At 39.1% G+C, this 14,704-nt stretch carries 11 protein-coding genes; 9 read left to right on the forward strand and 2 right to left on the reverse strand.

The annotated features are described in order from the left end of the window. Window positions 1-8 precede the first annotated feature (8 nt). A complete protein-coding gene (locus tag ACFOY7_RS05275) occupies window positions 9-1,253 on the reverse strand; it encodes an ABC transporter substrate-binding protein (protein ID WP_390250107.1) in 1,245 nt (414 codons plus the stop codon). A gap of 361 nt (window positions 1,254-1,614) precedes the next feature. After that, entirely contained in the window at window positions 1,615-2,079 is a 465-nt protein-coding gene (locus ACFOY7_RS05280; RefSeq protein ID WP_390250109.1) for a DUF421 domain-containing protein, read from the reverse strand. 210 nt (window positions 2,080-2,289) lie between these two features. On the opposite strand from ACFOY7_RS05280, the gene ACFOY7_RS05285 reads away from it, so the two are divergent. The 9 genes from ACFOY7_RS05285 (at window position 2,290) to ACFOY7_RS05325 (ending at window position 14,697) form a co-directional block, all read left to right on the forward strand. Then, the gene (locus tag ACFOY7_RS05285; RefSeq protein ID WP_390250110.1) at window positions 2,290-3,723 is read left to right on the forward strand and encodes a carbon starvation CstA family protein; all 1,434 of its coding nucleotides are present in this window, start codon (window positions 2,290-2,292) and stop codon (window positions 3,721-3,723) included. 330 nt (window positions 3,724-4,053) lie between these two features. Beyond that, window positions 4,054-5,049 carry a TRAP transporter substrate-binding protein gene (locus ACFOY7_RS05290; protein ID WP_390250112.1) on the forward strand — a complete coding sequence of 332 codons (996 nt, stop codon included), beginning with the start codon at window positions 4,054-4,056 and terminating at the stop codon, window positions 5,047-5,049. A gap of 35 nt (window positions 5,050-5,084) precedes the next feature. After that, window positions 5,085-5,591 (forward strand): TRAP transporter small permease, encoded by a 507-nt coding sequence (locus ACFOY7_RS05295; protein ID WP_390250114.1) that lies wholly within the window; start codon window positions 5,085-5,087, stop codon window positions 5,589-5,591. Window positions 5,592-5,595: 4 nt separating this feature from the next. Next, on the forward strand, window positions 5,596-6,876 hold the full coding sequence (locus ACFOY7_RS05300) for a TRAP transporter large permease (RefSeq protein WP_390250116.1): 1,281 nt from the start codon (window positions 5,596-5,598) through the stop codon (window positions 6,874-6,876). A 279-nt stretch (window positions 6,877-7,155) separates the two neighbouring features. After that, window positions 7,156-8,733, forward strand: a complete 1,578-nt coding sequence (locus tag ACFOY7_RS05305; RefSeq protein ID WP_390250118.1) for a cation:proton antiporter — start codon at window positions 7,156-7,158, stop codon at window positions 8,731-8,733. A 288-nt stretch (window positions 8,734-9,021) separates the two neighbouring features. Further along, entirely contained in the window at window positions 9,022-9,594 is a 573-nt protein-coding gene (locus ACFOY7_RS05310; protein WP_390250120.1) for a permease, read from the forward strand. Window positions 9,595-9,717: 123 nt separating this feature from the next. Then, window positions 9,718-12,900, forward strand: a complete 3,183-nt coding sequence (locus ACFOY7_RS05315; RefSeq protein ID WP_390250122.1) for an SNF2 helicase associated domain-containing protein — start codon at window positions 9,718-9,720, stop codon at window positions 12,898-12,900. A gap of 294 nt (window positions 12,901-13,194) precedes the next feature. Then, the gene (locus ACFOY7_RS05320) at window positions 13,195-14,205 is read left to right on the forward strand and encodes a TRAP transporter substrate-binding protein (protein ID WP_390250124.1); all 1,011 of its coding nucleotides are present in this window, start codon (window positions 13,195-13,197) and stop codon (window positions 14,203-14,205) included. Between the two features lie 3 nt (window positions 14,206-14,208). Further along, entirely contained in the window at window positions 14,209-14,697 is a 489-nt protein-coding gene (locus ACFOY7_RS05325; protein WP_390250126.1) for a TRAP transporter small permease, read from the forward strand. Window positions 14,698-14,704 lie beyond the last annotated feature (7 nt).

The following is a 14,704-nucleotide window of genomic DNA, read 5'->3' on the forward strand; positions in this document are numbered from 1 at the left end:
CTCCCCAATTATTCGACGTAGGCGTCTGTCATTTCGCTTTTTACATTTTCAATTGTGTCTTCTATACTTTGCTCCCCGTTTAGTGCTTTGATGATTTCATTTGCAAGTACATTATCAACACTTCTTTGCGAAACAAGTTGTTTTTTAACCAATTCATTTCGTTGTACATTTGCTATCGAATCAGAGGAGGCAATTTCATTATTGTATAATTCATAGGCTTCTGGTGCCAGTTCGTATTCGACTTCCGCATCTTTTGTCACAGGCAGATAACCACCTAGTGTTGCTAATTCTTCATAATTTTCTTTTTGATATAACCAGTCAATAAATTTCTTCGCTTCTTCTTCTTTCCCGGAGCCTTCGAATCCTACTAAATAATTTCCGCCAAGATTGGTAGCTCTCACATCTTCATATGGCATATATACAGATTTCCATTCAAAGTCTTTAATATTTGATGCAAAATCTGTAATTTGCCAAGAGCCAGACATATATGCTGGTACTAGTCCACTTTTAAACATGGATGCAGCATCTTCTCCAGCTGTCCATACCGCCTTAGGCATGATCGTATTATCATTTAAATCAATAAATTTCTGCAGGGCCTCTTTCGTTTCAGGATTTGTTGTATACTGGTCTCCTTCTTGATAGAAACCTTTACTGCCGTGCTGATACAAAAATGTATTTAATCTATGTTCGGAATTATCCATTACCATTCCATATTTGGCATCTGTTTTCTCTAAAATGGTTTCTAAAGAAGAAATAAACTCATCCCATGTCCAGATGTCTTCTTCACTTGTCGGGTATGTAACCCCTGCTTCCTCAAATAAATCGGTATTGATAAACATTCCTACTGCCGTTAGGTCAAGAGGTGGTGCAACTAGCTTATCATCCACAGTAATCCCTAAATCTGTATTCACATTATTTTTTTCTGCTATTTCACTTAAGTCCATTAATGACCCATTCCATGCTGGGTTGAATCCTGTCACTCTTGCTAGTGCTGGTGGTTGACCGGAACGAATCATATTAGTGATTTTCGTCACCATATCACTGTAAGGGACATCGACAACTTCAATCTCTACACCTGTTTCTTCTGTGTATTTCTCTGACATTTTCGTAAGTGCAGAACCTTCAATCGTATCCCCAGAAACATAAAATTGGACGGTATCTCCGCTTGCTTGCAATCCGTCATCAGAGTTCCCGCATGCTGTAAGTATTACCAACATTATAAAAATACTAATGAATAATACACTTCTTCTCATATTGTTCTCCCCTTTACCTTATTAATGAATGAAAATAGTAGTAATGATTTTTGTTGTTTATCTGTGATAGGGACCTACTCATTCCTCCTTCTGATTAGAAAAAAAGAGAGATGTAACCAATATCTTCCTATTTAAAACACGTGTTTTTTATTAAATACCCACCGGAAGTGACAGATAAACTTAGAAAGTTATAATTTTTTGAAGAGATTTGTCATTTGTTGGTTTCAAAACATGATTTTAATACATTTAAAATTTCTTTATGGTATTTTGGATAATTAGATAATCTGGTCAGCTTTTGTGTGGTCCAATGAAAAGAGGGCGGCTTATTTCTTTACTAAGATTAAGCCGCCCTCTATAACGATTATTTCTTTATCACAGATAAGGAACCATTTGTTTCTAAAATAACTTGCTTGATTTGGCTCATATCATCTTCTCCGCTTTCCCTGACTGCCTGCATGATTTCCTCTTTTTGCACACGTTCTTTTTCCAGTGCCTTTGTTAGAAATTCTCCCTCATAATATAAGAGAGCTGGTTCCGATTTTATCAACTTATTTAAAAAGGGAATAGTCACAGCGAAATTCGAAACTAAGTATTGCAGAAATAAAACGATCAGAATGCTGACAAATCCATCCGAGACAGTTACCTTGCTATTTGTAAGCGTTGAAGCAAGTATCGAACCAAGGGCAATCGTAACAACAAAGTCGAACGCATTTAGTTTTGCTAAGCTCCTTTTTCCGAATATCTTTAAGGCGAGGATAATAAAAATATAAATAAAGACTCCCTTAATCAGGATATTCACAATGGTGTTATAATCACTGAATAGCACAGAATCCCTCCTGTAAAATCGCATTTTTACTACTCATTCCCGGTTATTCATCGATTTACACTTTTCGAGTGGTGGGAAGGTTCCCGAGCTTTACCGCTATACAGTTTACCCTATAGGGTGTATATATTTTCCACTTGAAAATTGTTGGGAAAGAGTTAGAATAGACAGTAAGCAAGCGTTTACATTATTGTTGAAAAGGAGGGCTTTATGATGGCCACTTTCCTAATATCTATTTTTCTATTAATTATTGGTTATTTCACCTATGGGAAATTTGTTGAAAGGGTATTCGGTCCAACAGATAAAAGGGATACACCTGCAACATCCATGAATGACGGGGTAGACTATGTCCCGATGCACAAGCAAAGAAATGCGATGATTCAGTTATTGAACATTGCAGGTACTGGTCCAATATTCGGTCCGATTATGGGGGCATTATATGGTCCTGTTGCGTTTCTTTGGATTGTAATCGGTTCCATATTTGCTGGAGCTGTACATGATTATTTAACTGGAATGATTTCCATTCGAAATAAAGGGGCACATATTCCGGAATTGGCAGGAAAGTTTCTTGGGAAATTTTCTCGTCATCTGGTGAATGCTTTTTCGTTATTATTACTAGTTTTAGTTGGTACAGTATTCGTTACTACACCAGCTTCATTAATAGAGATTCTGTTAGATGGTAAGGTTGCATTTGGTATTATTTTAGGAGGGATCTTTCTTTATTATTTCTTGTCAACGATTCTTCCTGTAAATCAAATTATCGGGAGAATCTATCCAGTGTTAGGGGCTATTTTATTAATAGGAACCGTATCTATCGGGATTTCTTTAGTGTTTTCTGACTACAGCATTCCAGAGCTTACCCTGCAGAATTTACACCCGGAAAATTTACCGGTATTTCCGTTGCTGTTCTTTACCATTACTTGTGGTGCTTTATCTGGTTTCCATGCAACACAATCACCAATCATCTCCAGAACCACTCAAAAGGAATCTCAAGGCCGTTATATTTTCTATGGGATGATGATCGCAGAAGGTGTTATTGCAATGATTTGGGCAGCTGCAGCAATGAGTGTATTTAATGGCCAAACATTAAATGAGGTCATTGCAACTGGTACAGCATCTGCAGCAGTTAACGAAATTTCTGTTACATTGTTAGGAGCAATTGCTGGAACTGTTGCCGTTATTGGTGTCATTGTTCTTCCGATTACTTCAGGTGATACGGCATTCCGGGCAGCGAGGTCCATTGTTGCGGATTATATTGGCATTGGCCAAAGAAAAGTTGTCAACCGTTTAATGATTGCATTGCCATTGTTCGCGATCGGCTATATTTTAACAAAAATTGATTTTAATATATTGTGGAGATATTTTTCCTGGGCGAACCAGGCAACATCTGTTATCGCACTATGGATTGCTACAATGTATCTAATAGTGAAAGGGAAAAATTACTTTATTCCTTTAGTACCGGCAATTTTTATGACATATATGGTATTTGTGTATATTCTCAATGCAAAGATTGGTTTTCATCTGGATTTAAATCTTTCCTTCATTATTGGGATATTCTGTACGATCGGTATTGTGTTCCTATTCTTCAAGAAAGCAAGAAGGAATAAAGCAGAGAAAATTGAAGTGGATGACAGCAGTGCAGCATAATAATGGGAGAGGGGATTGTTAGGGAATCCTCTCTTCTTTATTCAGGAGAACAGCAGCTGTGCCAAAGTCCTCCTAAACATCCGTTGAATAGAAGAATTAAGCTGTCCACTATAATCATTTCTAATCAATAAATATACCATCCTTTACAGAGAGCGTTTCCCCAAATATTCAACTTGATTTTATGGATCCGATCGTTTATTATAACAATAACAACGTTGTTATTTGCAGTTGAGAAAAAGACAGCGTTATCTTTTCTGCTTTTTTTGTTGTTATAATCTTTGAATATTCTAATGGTGACTTATTTCAAAATAGAAATTGGGAGTGGGTTTAATGAAAAGGAAAGCGGTGCCAATTTGGTTGGCATTTTTCACCGCTATTATTTTATTAGCGGGATGCAGCGAATCTGCCTTTCATTCAGAGGAGAAAACGACGTTGATTTTGGCAGAAAATCAGCCAGTTGATTATCCAACCACTATAGGGGCAAAGGAGTTTGCTAGATTAGTGGAAGAAAAGACAGATGGAAGATATGAGATCAAGGTATATCATGGGGGTCAATTAGGTGATGAGAAGAGTGCTGTAGAGCTTACGCAATTAGGTGCAATCGATTTTGTTAGGGTGAATACGACACCGCTAACAGAATTTAACGATCAAATAGGTGTATTGGCGATGCCATTTCTATTTGACGATGAAGAGGAAAAATGGAATCTGCTCACTGGTCAAGTAGGGAATGATCTTTTGGATACGTTTGCAGGAAGTAAATTAGTGGGTCTGGCATTCTATGATTCTGGTGAAAGAAGTTTTTATAATACGGTACGACCAATTAAGACTCCGGAAGATATGAAAGGCTTAAAGATTCGTGTGCAATCATCAGAATTAGCAATAGATATTGTGGAGTCCCTAGGAGGTTCCGCAACGCCAATGGATTATGGAGAAGTATACTCCTCTCTGCAAAATGGTGTGATTGATGGTGCAGAGAATAACTTTCCAAGCTACTACACTTCTAATCATTATAATATAGCGAAGTACTTTACTACAAATGGGTTTCAAGGTGCCCCTGAAGTTCTTTTAGCATCACAGGATTTATGGGATACGCTGAGTGAAGAAGATCGGAAATTATTTAAAGAAGCTGCTATCGAATCAATAGAGGTACAGCGTGAGGCATGGGCAGAGCTAACGGAAGTTTCGAGAGAGACCGTAACAGAAGCGGGAAGTGAGCTAGTTGAAGTGGATGATATAAATGAATGGAGAGAAGCGGTACAACCGGTTTACGATAAATATGGTGATGAGTTCAGTGAATGGATTGAAAGATTGTCAGCTGAAAAGTAATACGTGAGGTATTTGCCGAATAAAGGAGGTTCATTATGAAAGCGCTAAAAAAGGTTAAACATTTAATCGATCAATTATTGTTGATAATATCCATAACACTAATTGGTGTGATGGTTTTAACGATCCTGTATCAGATATTTACTAGAACATTTTTGAGCTTTACCCCGGCATGGTCAGAGGAACTTGCAAGACTACTATTTGTGTGGATCAGTTTCTTGGGTATAGCTTATGGTTTTAACGAAAAACTCCACATAGCAGTAGGATTGTTTGTTAAGAAATTCAATGAAAAGATAAAGAGAATGATTGATTATATGACGAAAGTACTGATCATCATTGTTGGTATCATTTTGATATATTTTGGAACAGAATTTATGTTATTGATGAATTACTCTACTATGGCAGGATTGGGTATATCCTCAAGCTTTCTGTATGCTGCTATTCCGGTAGCTGGGTTATTCATCACAATGAATGGAATTGGATTGTTATTCGTAAAAGGATTGCATCAGGAATATGACGATGATGATGCAGCAGTAGAGGGGTGAAATGATGGAAATTTTATTATTAATCGGTGGTTTCCTATTGCTGTTAATCTTCAGAGTTCCCATTGCACTCTCCCTTGCTGTTGCTTCCATTGCAACAGGGATTTATATGGGTATCAGCCCTGCTGCAATTATTCAACAAATGGCATCAGGCATCAATTCCTTTTCTTTATTAGCGATCCCCTTCTTTATTCTTGCTGGAGAAATTATGAATGAAGGCGGGATTTCCAAAAGGCTAATTAATTTGGCAAATGTTATGATTGGTAAAATCAGAGGGGGACTTGCCATGGTTAACATAATGGCAAGTACTTTCTTTGGCGGCATATCGGGGTCAGCGCTTGCAGATACGTCTTCCCTGGGCTCTGTGATGATTCCAATGATGAAAAAACAGAAGTATGATAAGGACTATTCCATCGCTGTAACAATTTCTAGTTCTGTGCAAGGGGTGTTAATTCCCCCTAGTCATAACATGATCATCTATTCAACAGTAGCTGGCGGGGTATCCATCGGCGGGTTATTTATTGGTGGGCTAGTTCCCGGTTTATTGTTAGGACTTGTAATTATGATCTTGGCCTATGTGATTGCAGTAAAGAAAAATTATCCGCATGGAGAAGTGATTAAACGCGAAGACGTGCCTAAAATTGTTCGGGAAGGCCTTTTGGGGATTTTTACTGTAGTAATTATAATCGGTGGTATTTTAACTGGTATATTTACTGCAACAGAGTCTGCAGCTATCGCTGTACTGTATGCGTTTATCATTACCTTTTTTGTTTACCGTGATATCAATATCTCAAGAATGGGAGTTATTCTGCAAAGAACGTTCAAGACATTAGCCATGGTATTATTCTTGATTGCGGCTTCATCTGGTTTTGGCTGGTTATTGGCATTATTAGAAGTTCCCTCTATCGTATCAAATGGTTTGATTAACTTCTCTCCAAGTGCGGCAATTACATTGTTAATGATTTTAGTTATTTTAGTAGCGCTCGGAATGATTATGGATATGGCACCACTAATCTTGATTGTAACGCCAATTCTATTACCGGTAGCTACAAATATTGGAATGGATCCTGTCCACTTTGGTGTTGTATTAATGTTAGCTTTAGGGGTTGGATTAGTGACTCCGCCTGTAGGTTCGGTTCTTTTCGTAGGATCCGCGATTGGGAAGTTATCCATTGAAAAAGCGACAAAGGGTATGTTTCCATTTTATACTGTGATGATAATAGCGTTACTGATTATCGCCTACGTTCCAAGCTTGACATTATTTTTACCAAACTTATTAGGGCAGTAGAAGACAAGAGGACAGGCTCCATTAAGGGAAACAGAGCCTGTCCATGTCTTTACAGCCCTTTTTTATTCAAGAACCAATCCTCACAAGGTCAATAATAATACCTCTCTTAAACCATCTGGCTTGCCGCTCCAAAAGTAATACCGCTACTGTAAGGGAAATACAGAATCCCCATGCTGAGAGTGTCACCTTTAAATATGTAGGAACACGTTTTTCTTCTTGCTTAATTGGGAAAGATGATTAGTACTGTAAGGAAAACAGGACTTAGAGGAGGAACCAATTATGCATGATTGGGATTTACATCATATTTTTCAACTTGCACTTATTTTAGTTATGATTGCAGCAGGTATTACGGCAATCGCAAAAAAGTTCAGACAGCCTTACCCGATTGCATTGGTCATTGTTGGGACAATCATTGGTCTTATAAACATTCCGGTATTAGAACCATTAAAAGATTTTATTACAGAAGGGGAAGTATTTAATTTTGTCATTATTACCTTGTTCCTGCCTGCATTATTAGGAGAAGCAGCATTAAAGCTGCCTTTTTCCCATTTAAATGATAATAAAAAACCTATTCTTGCACTGGCATTTGGCGGGACCTTTTTATCGTTTCTTATTATCGGCTTTTCTTCTATCTGGCTTTTAGGGTTTTCCATTCCTGCTGCCTTTGTTTTTGCGGCATTAATGAGTGCAACAGACCCTGTTAGTGTGTTATCCATTTTCAAAAGTGTTGGGGTGAAAAAAAGGCTTGCTACTGTCATTGAGGGAGAAAGTTTGTTTAATGACGGTCTCGCAGTCGTTTTATTTAACATATCAGCTTTTTCGCTAATCTCCTATCTTGATCTGGGACTGCTAGGTGCCGGATACGGATTGTGGGAGTTTATTAAGGTTATATCACTAGGTCTGATTATCGGTGGTTTAATGGGCTATGGTTTTTCCCGTTTAACCAGTTACTTTGATGACTATCCGCTGGAAATTATCTTTAGTATGATTCTCTTTTACGGCTCTTTCTTACTCGCTGAAGCCGTTCATGCGTCAGGGGTAATTGCGGTTGTTGTTGCAGCACTTATATTTGGAAACTATGGTTCGAAAACGGGAATGAGTCCTGCAACCAAGTTAAATATTAATAACTTTTGGGATGTAGCAACACTGCTCGCCAACTCGCTCGTCTTCTTAATGGTAGGATTAGAAATCACCAGGATCGATGTTGCAGAAAACTGGGGATTCATTTTCCTCGCAATCGTAATTGTCCTGATTGCCAGAAGCTTCGCAGTCTATGGCAGTCTTTTCTTCATCAAAAACATTCCGTTCTCCTGGAAGCATATTCTGAACTGGGGCGGTCTGAAGGGTTCCTTATCCATTGCGTTAGTTCTCAGTCTGCCAAGGGACTTTGAGGGACGGGAAGAAATACTGCTGTTCGCTTTTAGTGTTGTCCTGTTTTCCCTTGTTGTCCAAGGTCTATCGATCAAACCGCTAATTTCATGGTTCGGTGTCAACAAAAAAGCAGAAAGCTATCAGGAATATGAAGCACTTATGGCACGTGCCCATCGATTGGAAACAGGTATTCAGGAGATCATTACAGTAAGAAAGAAATTATTCGTAACAGAAGTGGTCTCCCAAGAGATTATAGAGGAATATGAAAAGCAACGGGCGAGATTACAAAATGATATAAATAAGCTTTTTGATAAATATCCCGGTCTCAGAGAAAAACAGGAAACAGCCCTGTTAAAACATTCATTATATGCGCAATATGAGGCAATCAATCATTTGGTAAGAGAAGATATCATTTCGGGTGAAGTTGCGGAAAAAGAAAAAGACATAATTACAAACAAAATCGTGGAAATAGAGGACGAGCATTAGAGGAAACAGCTGTATAATCATCAAAACTGTCAGTCCGAGCAGGGGAATAGATGAATAAAAGCCATGTTTACTTGGTTCTGCAACAGACAGAAATGCGTTAGGTAAGGCTGATTCGCTTGCAAGTTGCATTTCATGAGGAGGTTCACAAATATCCATCATTCATCCTAAATTATGCTTTTGTTCCTCCATTATTTATACAATAACTTAACAATTACAGCAGCAATCCTAAGATATAATGTTAAAGCACAACACATATATTAATTAAAAAATCCTTAAGGTGGTGTTAATGTGTTTGCTGGACATTTTGGAGTTGCTGCTGCAGTGAGAAGTAAAGCCCCGGAATTGCCGGTTTGGTCATTGCTGGTGGGTACTCAATTACTGGATTTGATTTTTATTCCCTTTAACTTAGCTGGATTGGAAACAATAGAGCCAATAGGGGAGGGCGGTTATGCCCAAATAATGGTTTATGCATTCTATACTCATTCTTTAGTGGGAGCACTGATCCTGTCTCTGATAGCTGGGCTTCTTGCTGCAAGATTTTGGGGTGAAAGATCTGGTGGGATTATCGGAGCTGTTGTATTTAGTCACTGGATTTTAGATTTGATCGTTCATCGGCCAGATTTGCCTATTTTACCTGGAAATGCAGGTGATCTTCCGCTTCTCGGCTTCGGGTTATGGCAATCTGTTTCTGGAAGTATTTTAGTAGAATTTCTCCTCATAGCAATTGGTGCCTTTCTTTATTTCAAATATGCCCTCCAATCATCAGGTCCAGACCGCAGAGCGAAAGGAATTGCTGCAGGTACTATGATGACTGTATTTCTCATTCTTTCTATATCCATTGATGCACTTTCCTTATTGTAACACGGAGGACAGGCTTGTCTAATAAACGAGACAGAGAGCCTGTCCCTTTGTATTCACCCATCCTTATAATATAATATGGTAATAAGTTTGGAATACGAAACACCGAGTAGGGAGGCAAAGCTCATGGACATCAAACTGAATCAGAAAATCATCCAAGAGATGTGTGGTACTGTCTCCTTCAAAAAAGGAAGATCCTACTATAAAGCGAATAAAGTAGCTTTTCATCAATATACTCTTGATCGTTGTGAAGCAACGGTTGAAGGGGCAGAGGATTTCCATGTAACGATAGAAAATGCGGAAAATGGAATTCAGACAGCATGTACTTGTACAACATTGCCTTCTATCAAAAATGACTGTCAGCATATTGCGGCAGTTTTACTAGCCATATATGATCACAAACTTCATGGAACTTCGCCAATTGTTCAGGCAGATGTTCCAAACAATTATGCATTAACAGAAGGCCTTATATCTATTTTTAATCAGCATCCGAAACGTTCGAGTGGTCATCAGTCTCACTTTGAAAATCGACAAGTCCTTAATCTGGTCTTCACATGTAAACCTGTCCTTATCGATAAAGGACAGTACGTGTTCGCGATTCAAGTAAATATTGGTCCCATCAGAGTGGAGAATATTCATGGTTTTTTGAAGAAAGTGCATGAAGGGAAGCCTATCCAGCTATCCAAGTCATTTACTTATGACCCTGCTCATCATTGCTTTCCGAGAGAAACAGATGATGTTCTCAGCCAGCTTGTTGAAGTGAATCATGATGATAAATTATTTGATGATAAGACCGAGTCCCATCTGTTATTCCTTCCGCCATCTTCTAGTGAAAGAATAATCTCATTACTCACAAAAGTACCATTGGTGAAGTTAGAATATGATGGGGATACCTATGAAGGTCTTCATTTTTCGGAAGAACAGCTCCCTTTGCGGTTTGAATTAACGGAAACAGGGAGGGAAGACTATCGATTGGAAATCTATGGATTTAGCAGGTTATTGGTGCTGGATTCCTATCGCCTCGTTTTCTATGATGGGAAACTGATTAAAATGCTGGCAGAGCAAAACGAACAACTGACGAATCTAAAACAGCTGCTGGATGCATCAGGAACTAACCAAATTCCGATTCCTCCAGAGCAACTGGATTTTTTCATGGAAAAGGTAGTTCCTGGCTTAAGGAAATTAGGAAAAGTAAGGGTATCGAGAGGAATAAGAGAACAGTTCGACAAGACACCTTTGGTTGCCAAGCTGTACTTGGATCGAGTGAAAAACCGTCTGCTTGCAGGACTGGAATTTCATTATGAAAATGTGATGATTAATCCATTAGAGAATCGTGAAAACAACCATGCAGGGACAATTATAAGGGACGAAGAAAAGGAAAAAGAGATCCTGAAGCTAATGGATGACAGCTCGTTTACGAAAACAGAAGGCGGTTATTTTCTCCATAATGAAGAATTGGAATATGAGTTTTTGCATCATGTCATTCCGAAATTGGAGTCACTTGTCCAAATCTATGCAACAACAGCTGTCCGGAACCGGATCTTCAGAGCAAACTCCCGACCGAAAATCAGGGTGGCGTTTAAGAAGGAACGAACAAATTGGCTAGAATTCAAATTTGAATTAGAAGGAATTCATGAAAAACATATCCGCGAGCTCTTGCAGGCATTGGAAGAGAAACGAAAGTATTATCGCTTGCGTAATGGTTCGCTTCTATCCCTCGAAACAAGAGAATTCGATGAGATCAGACGTTTTCTAAATGCAGTACCAGTTCAGGAGGAAGATCTGGAAAGCGGGTTTCAAGTACCGTTTGTTAAAGGGCTGAGACTTCTTGATACGGTGGATGATCAGGATGCTTTCACAATAGAAGATTCATTCCGTCAATTTTTGAGAAAAATTGAACATCCAGATCAGACGGCATGGGAAGTGCCGCAAAGTCTATCAACAGTGTTAAGGGATTACCAACAACATGGCTATAGATGGATGAAAACAATTGCTGACTATGGCTTTGGCGGAATTTTGGCAGATGATATGGGGTTAGGCAAAACCTTGCAGAGCATTACCTACATTTTATCAGAGCTTCCGGCTATCCGTGAAAAGAAGCTGCCTGTTCTAGTTGTATGCCCATCATCCTTGACCTATAACTGGTATAGTGAAATCAACAAATATACACCGGAAATAAATGCAGCGATTGTGGATGGCAAGAAAGCAGATCGGTTCAAATTACAAAAAGATGTGATGCAGCATGATGTTCTGATTACATCCTATCCATTGTTGCTGAAGGACATCCAATGGTATCACAAGCAATCATTTCATACGGTGTTTTACGATGAGGCCCAAGCATTTAAGAATCCCTATACCCAAACAGCAAAAGCAGTGAAAAAAATACAAGCAGACCACCGCTTTGCCATGACTGGTACGCCTGTCGAGAATTCACTGGAAGAGCTCTGGTCGATTTTCCATGTTGTTTTCCCAGAGCTATTATTAGGGTTGAAGGAATACAGTAATCTCACAAGAGATAAGATTTCCCGCAGAATCCGTCCCTTTTTGCTGCGAAGGTTAAAAGAGGATGTCCTTGCAGAACTTCCGGAAAAAATAGAATCAACAGAATCAGTCGAGATGCTTCCAGACCAGAAAAAACTATATGCAGCTTATCTCGCGAAATTAAAACAAGAGACACTGAAACACCTTGATAAAGATACCCTCAGCAAGAATCGGATCAAAATTCTGGCAGGATTAACAAGATTGCGGCAAATTTGTTGTCACCCGGCATTGTTTGTTGATGGTTATAAAGGAAGCTCCGCAAAACTTGAGCAATTAAAGCAAATGGTTGAAGAATCAAGACAGTCTGGCAGAAGGATATTAATTTTTTCCCAGTTTACCAAAATGCTGCAGTTGATTGGAAAGGAATTGGCATATCAGGGGCTGCCATTTTTTTATCTGGATGGGCAAACACCGTCAGAAGAACGCGTGGAATTATGCGACCGGTTTAATGAAGGGGAACGCGACTTGTTTCTGATTTCCTTGAAAGCGGGCGGGACAGGACTTAATTTAACAGGTGCCGATACTGTGATTTTGTATGACCTGTGGTGGAACCCTGCGGTGGAAGAGCAGGCAGCTGACCGTGCTCACCGAATTGGCCAGACAAAAGCGGTAGAAGTGATTAAGCTGATTGCCCGCGGGACGATTGAAGAGAAAATCAATCAATTGCAAGAGAAAAAGAGAGACTTAGTTGAGGAAATAATCGGGACGAAGGAGAACGCTTCAGGCAAGCTTACGGAAGAGGATATTAAAGAAATATTGATGATATAGAGCAGCAGTGCCAGTCACTTTTTTGAGAGTGATTGGCACTTATTTTGTTGATTTATTTAAGCGATTATCCAATAGATGGGAAGCTGGTAATATGCATATCTACTATCTGTAAGTAAACGGAAATCCACACAATATCTTAATGAATCGGAAACAAAACAACATTTACATAGATAATTCAAACGACTTTTTTTGACTTTATTTTTGTTTGTCTATATAATTGTAAGTATAATGGATATTAAGTCAATGAAATGTAAATGCTTTCTTTATAAAATCTAATGCTTGGAGGGACAGACATTGCAGCGTACAGTATTTTGGGTACTTGCTAGTCTTGGTACACTGCTTTTTGTAACCGGATGCACACAGACACAAGCAAGCGAACAGGTTGTTTTGCGATTCGCCTATGCCAGTAATGCCCAGCCAGTGAAAGATGCTATGGCGAAGTTCGGAGAGTTAGTGGAAGAAAAAACGAATGGGGAAGTGAGCGTGGATTATTTCCCTGATGGACAAATTGGCGGGGAACGTGAACTGATTGAATTAACCCAGACAGGTGCTATTGATATTACAAAAGTAAGCGGTTCCGCCTTGGAAAGCTTCTCGGAACAGTATTCTGTTTTTGGCATTCCTTACCTTTTCGATGATCTGGATCATTTTACCCGTGTAATGGAAAATGAGAACATAATGGAGCCGGTCTATCAATCTACCAAAGGGTTAGGATTTGTCGGGCTGACATATTACAATTCAGGGCAGCGCAGTTTCTATATGATGGATGGGCCTGTTGAAACTCCGGAGGATATTCAAGGGAAGAAGATTCGTGTCATGCAAAGTGAAACCGCTATCCAGATGATAGAGCTGATGGGGGGAACAGCGGTACCGCTTGGCAGTGGTGAAGTTTACACTTCCTTACAGCAAGGCATTATAGATGGTGCCGAAAATAATGAATTTGTTCTCGTGACAGCTGGACATGGCGAGGTTGCAAAATATTATTCCTATGATGAACATACCCGTGTACCTGATATAGTGATTATCAATGAAAAATCGTTAACTGAATTAACGGAATCTCAGCAGCAGGCTGTTCATGAAGCGGCAAAGGAATCAACCGAATATGAAAAGCAAGTTTTCCAGGCAGCAGTTGAAGCGGAAAAAGAGGAAGCAAGTGAAGAATACAATGTTCAATTTAATCAGGTAGAGAAAGCCCCTTTCCTTGAGGCTGTTCAGCCGATCCATGAACAAATCAAAAAAGACCCCGATTTAGGGGAATTTTATCAAGCCATTCGTAATGAAAGTAACAACGAAGATGGAGGGTGAATTATGAAAGCGATTCGAAAATATTTGGACAAAACGTTGGAGGCAGTAACCATCGTCTTATTATTGGTGATGGTCACAGTAACCAGCTGGCAGGTGATCAGCCGTTACCTTTTAAATAATCCAAGTTCTGTCACGGATGAATTTTTAAGATATGGTCTCATCTGGTTCTCTTTATTGGCAGGTGCTTATGTTGTTGGAAAGCGCAGTCATATCGCGATCACTTTTCTTCGTGATTATATAAAAACAGAGCAGAAAAAACACTGGATTGATATAGCGGTAAATATAAGCTTTCTTTTACTAGCTGTTGTCATGGTAACAGGAGGTATTAATGCAATGACGTTAACCATGGCGCAAATCTCCCCATCACTGAATCTGCCAATGGGATATGTCTATTTGTCACTCCCTGTTGGAGGAATGATTATCTTTATCTATGCACTGCTCAACCTATTTGAGGTTAAGCAGACACATACACAGCCACAAGCAAACTCTTAATAAAGTA

The organism is Gracilibacillus xinjiangensis, from assembly GCF_042651765.1.
Taxonomy (GTDB): domain Bacteria; phylum Bacillota; class Bacilli; order Bacillales; family Amphibacillaceae; genus Gracilibacillus; species Gracilibacillus xinjiangensis.

Coding starts and splice junctions, on each gene's coding strand:
- ACFOY7_RS05290 (WP_390250112.1), top strand. CDS start 4,054: ATGAAAAGGAAAGCGGTGCCAATTTGGTTGGCATTTTTCACCGCTATT.
- ACFOY7_RS05285 (WP_390250110.1), top strand. CDS start 2,290: ATGGCCACTTTCCTAATATCTATTTTTCTATTAATTATTGGTTATTTC.
- ACFOY7_RS05315 (WP_390250122.1), top strand. CDS start 9,718: ATGGACATCAAACTGAATCAGAAAATCATCCAAGAGATGTGTGGTACT.
- ACFOY7_RS05325 (WP_390250126.1), top strand. CDS start 14,209: ATGAAAGCGATTCGAAAATATTTGGACAAAACGTTGGAGGCAGTAACC.
- ACFOY7_RS05300 (WP_390250116.1), top strand. CDS start 5,596: ATGGAAATTTTATTATTAATCGGTGGTTTCCTATTGCTGTTAATCTTC.
- ACFOY7_RS05275 (WP_390250107.1), bottom strand. CDS start 1,253: ATGAGAAGAAGTGTATTATTCATTAGTATTTTTATAATGTTGGTAATA.
- ACFOY7_RS05295 (WP_390250114.1), top strand. CDS start 5,085: ATGAAAGCGCTAAAAAAGGTTAAACATTTAATCGATCAATTATTGTTG.
- ACFOY7_RS05305 (WP_390250118.1), top strand. CDS start 7,156: ATGCATGATTGGGATTTACATCATATTTTTCAACTTGCACTTATTTTA.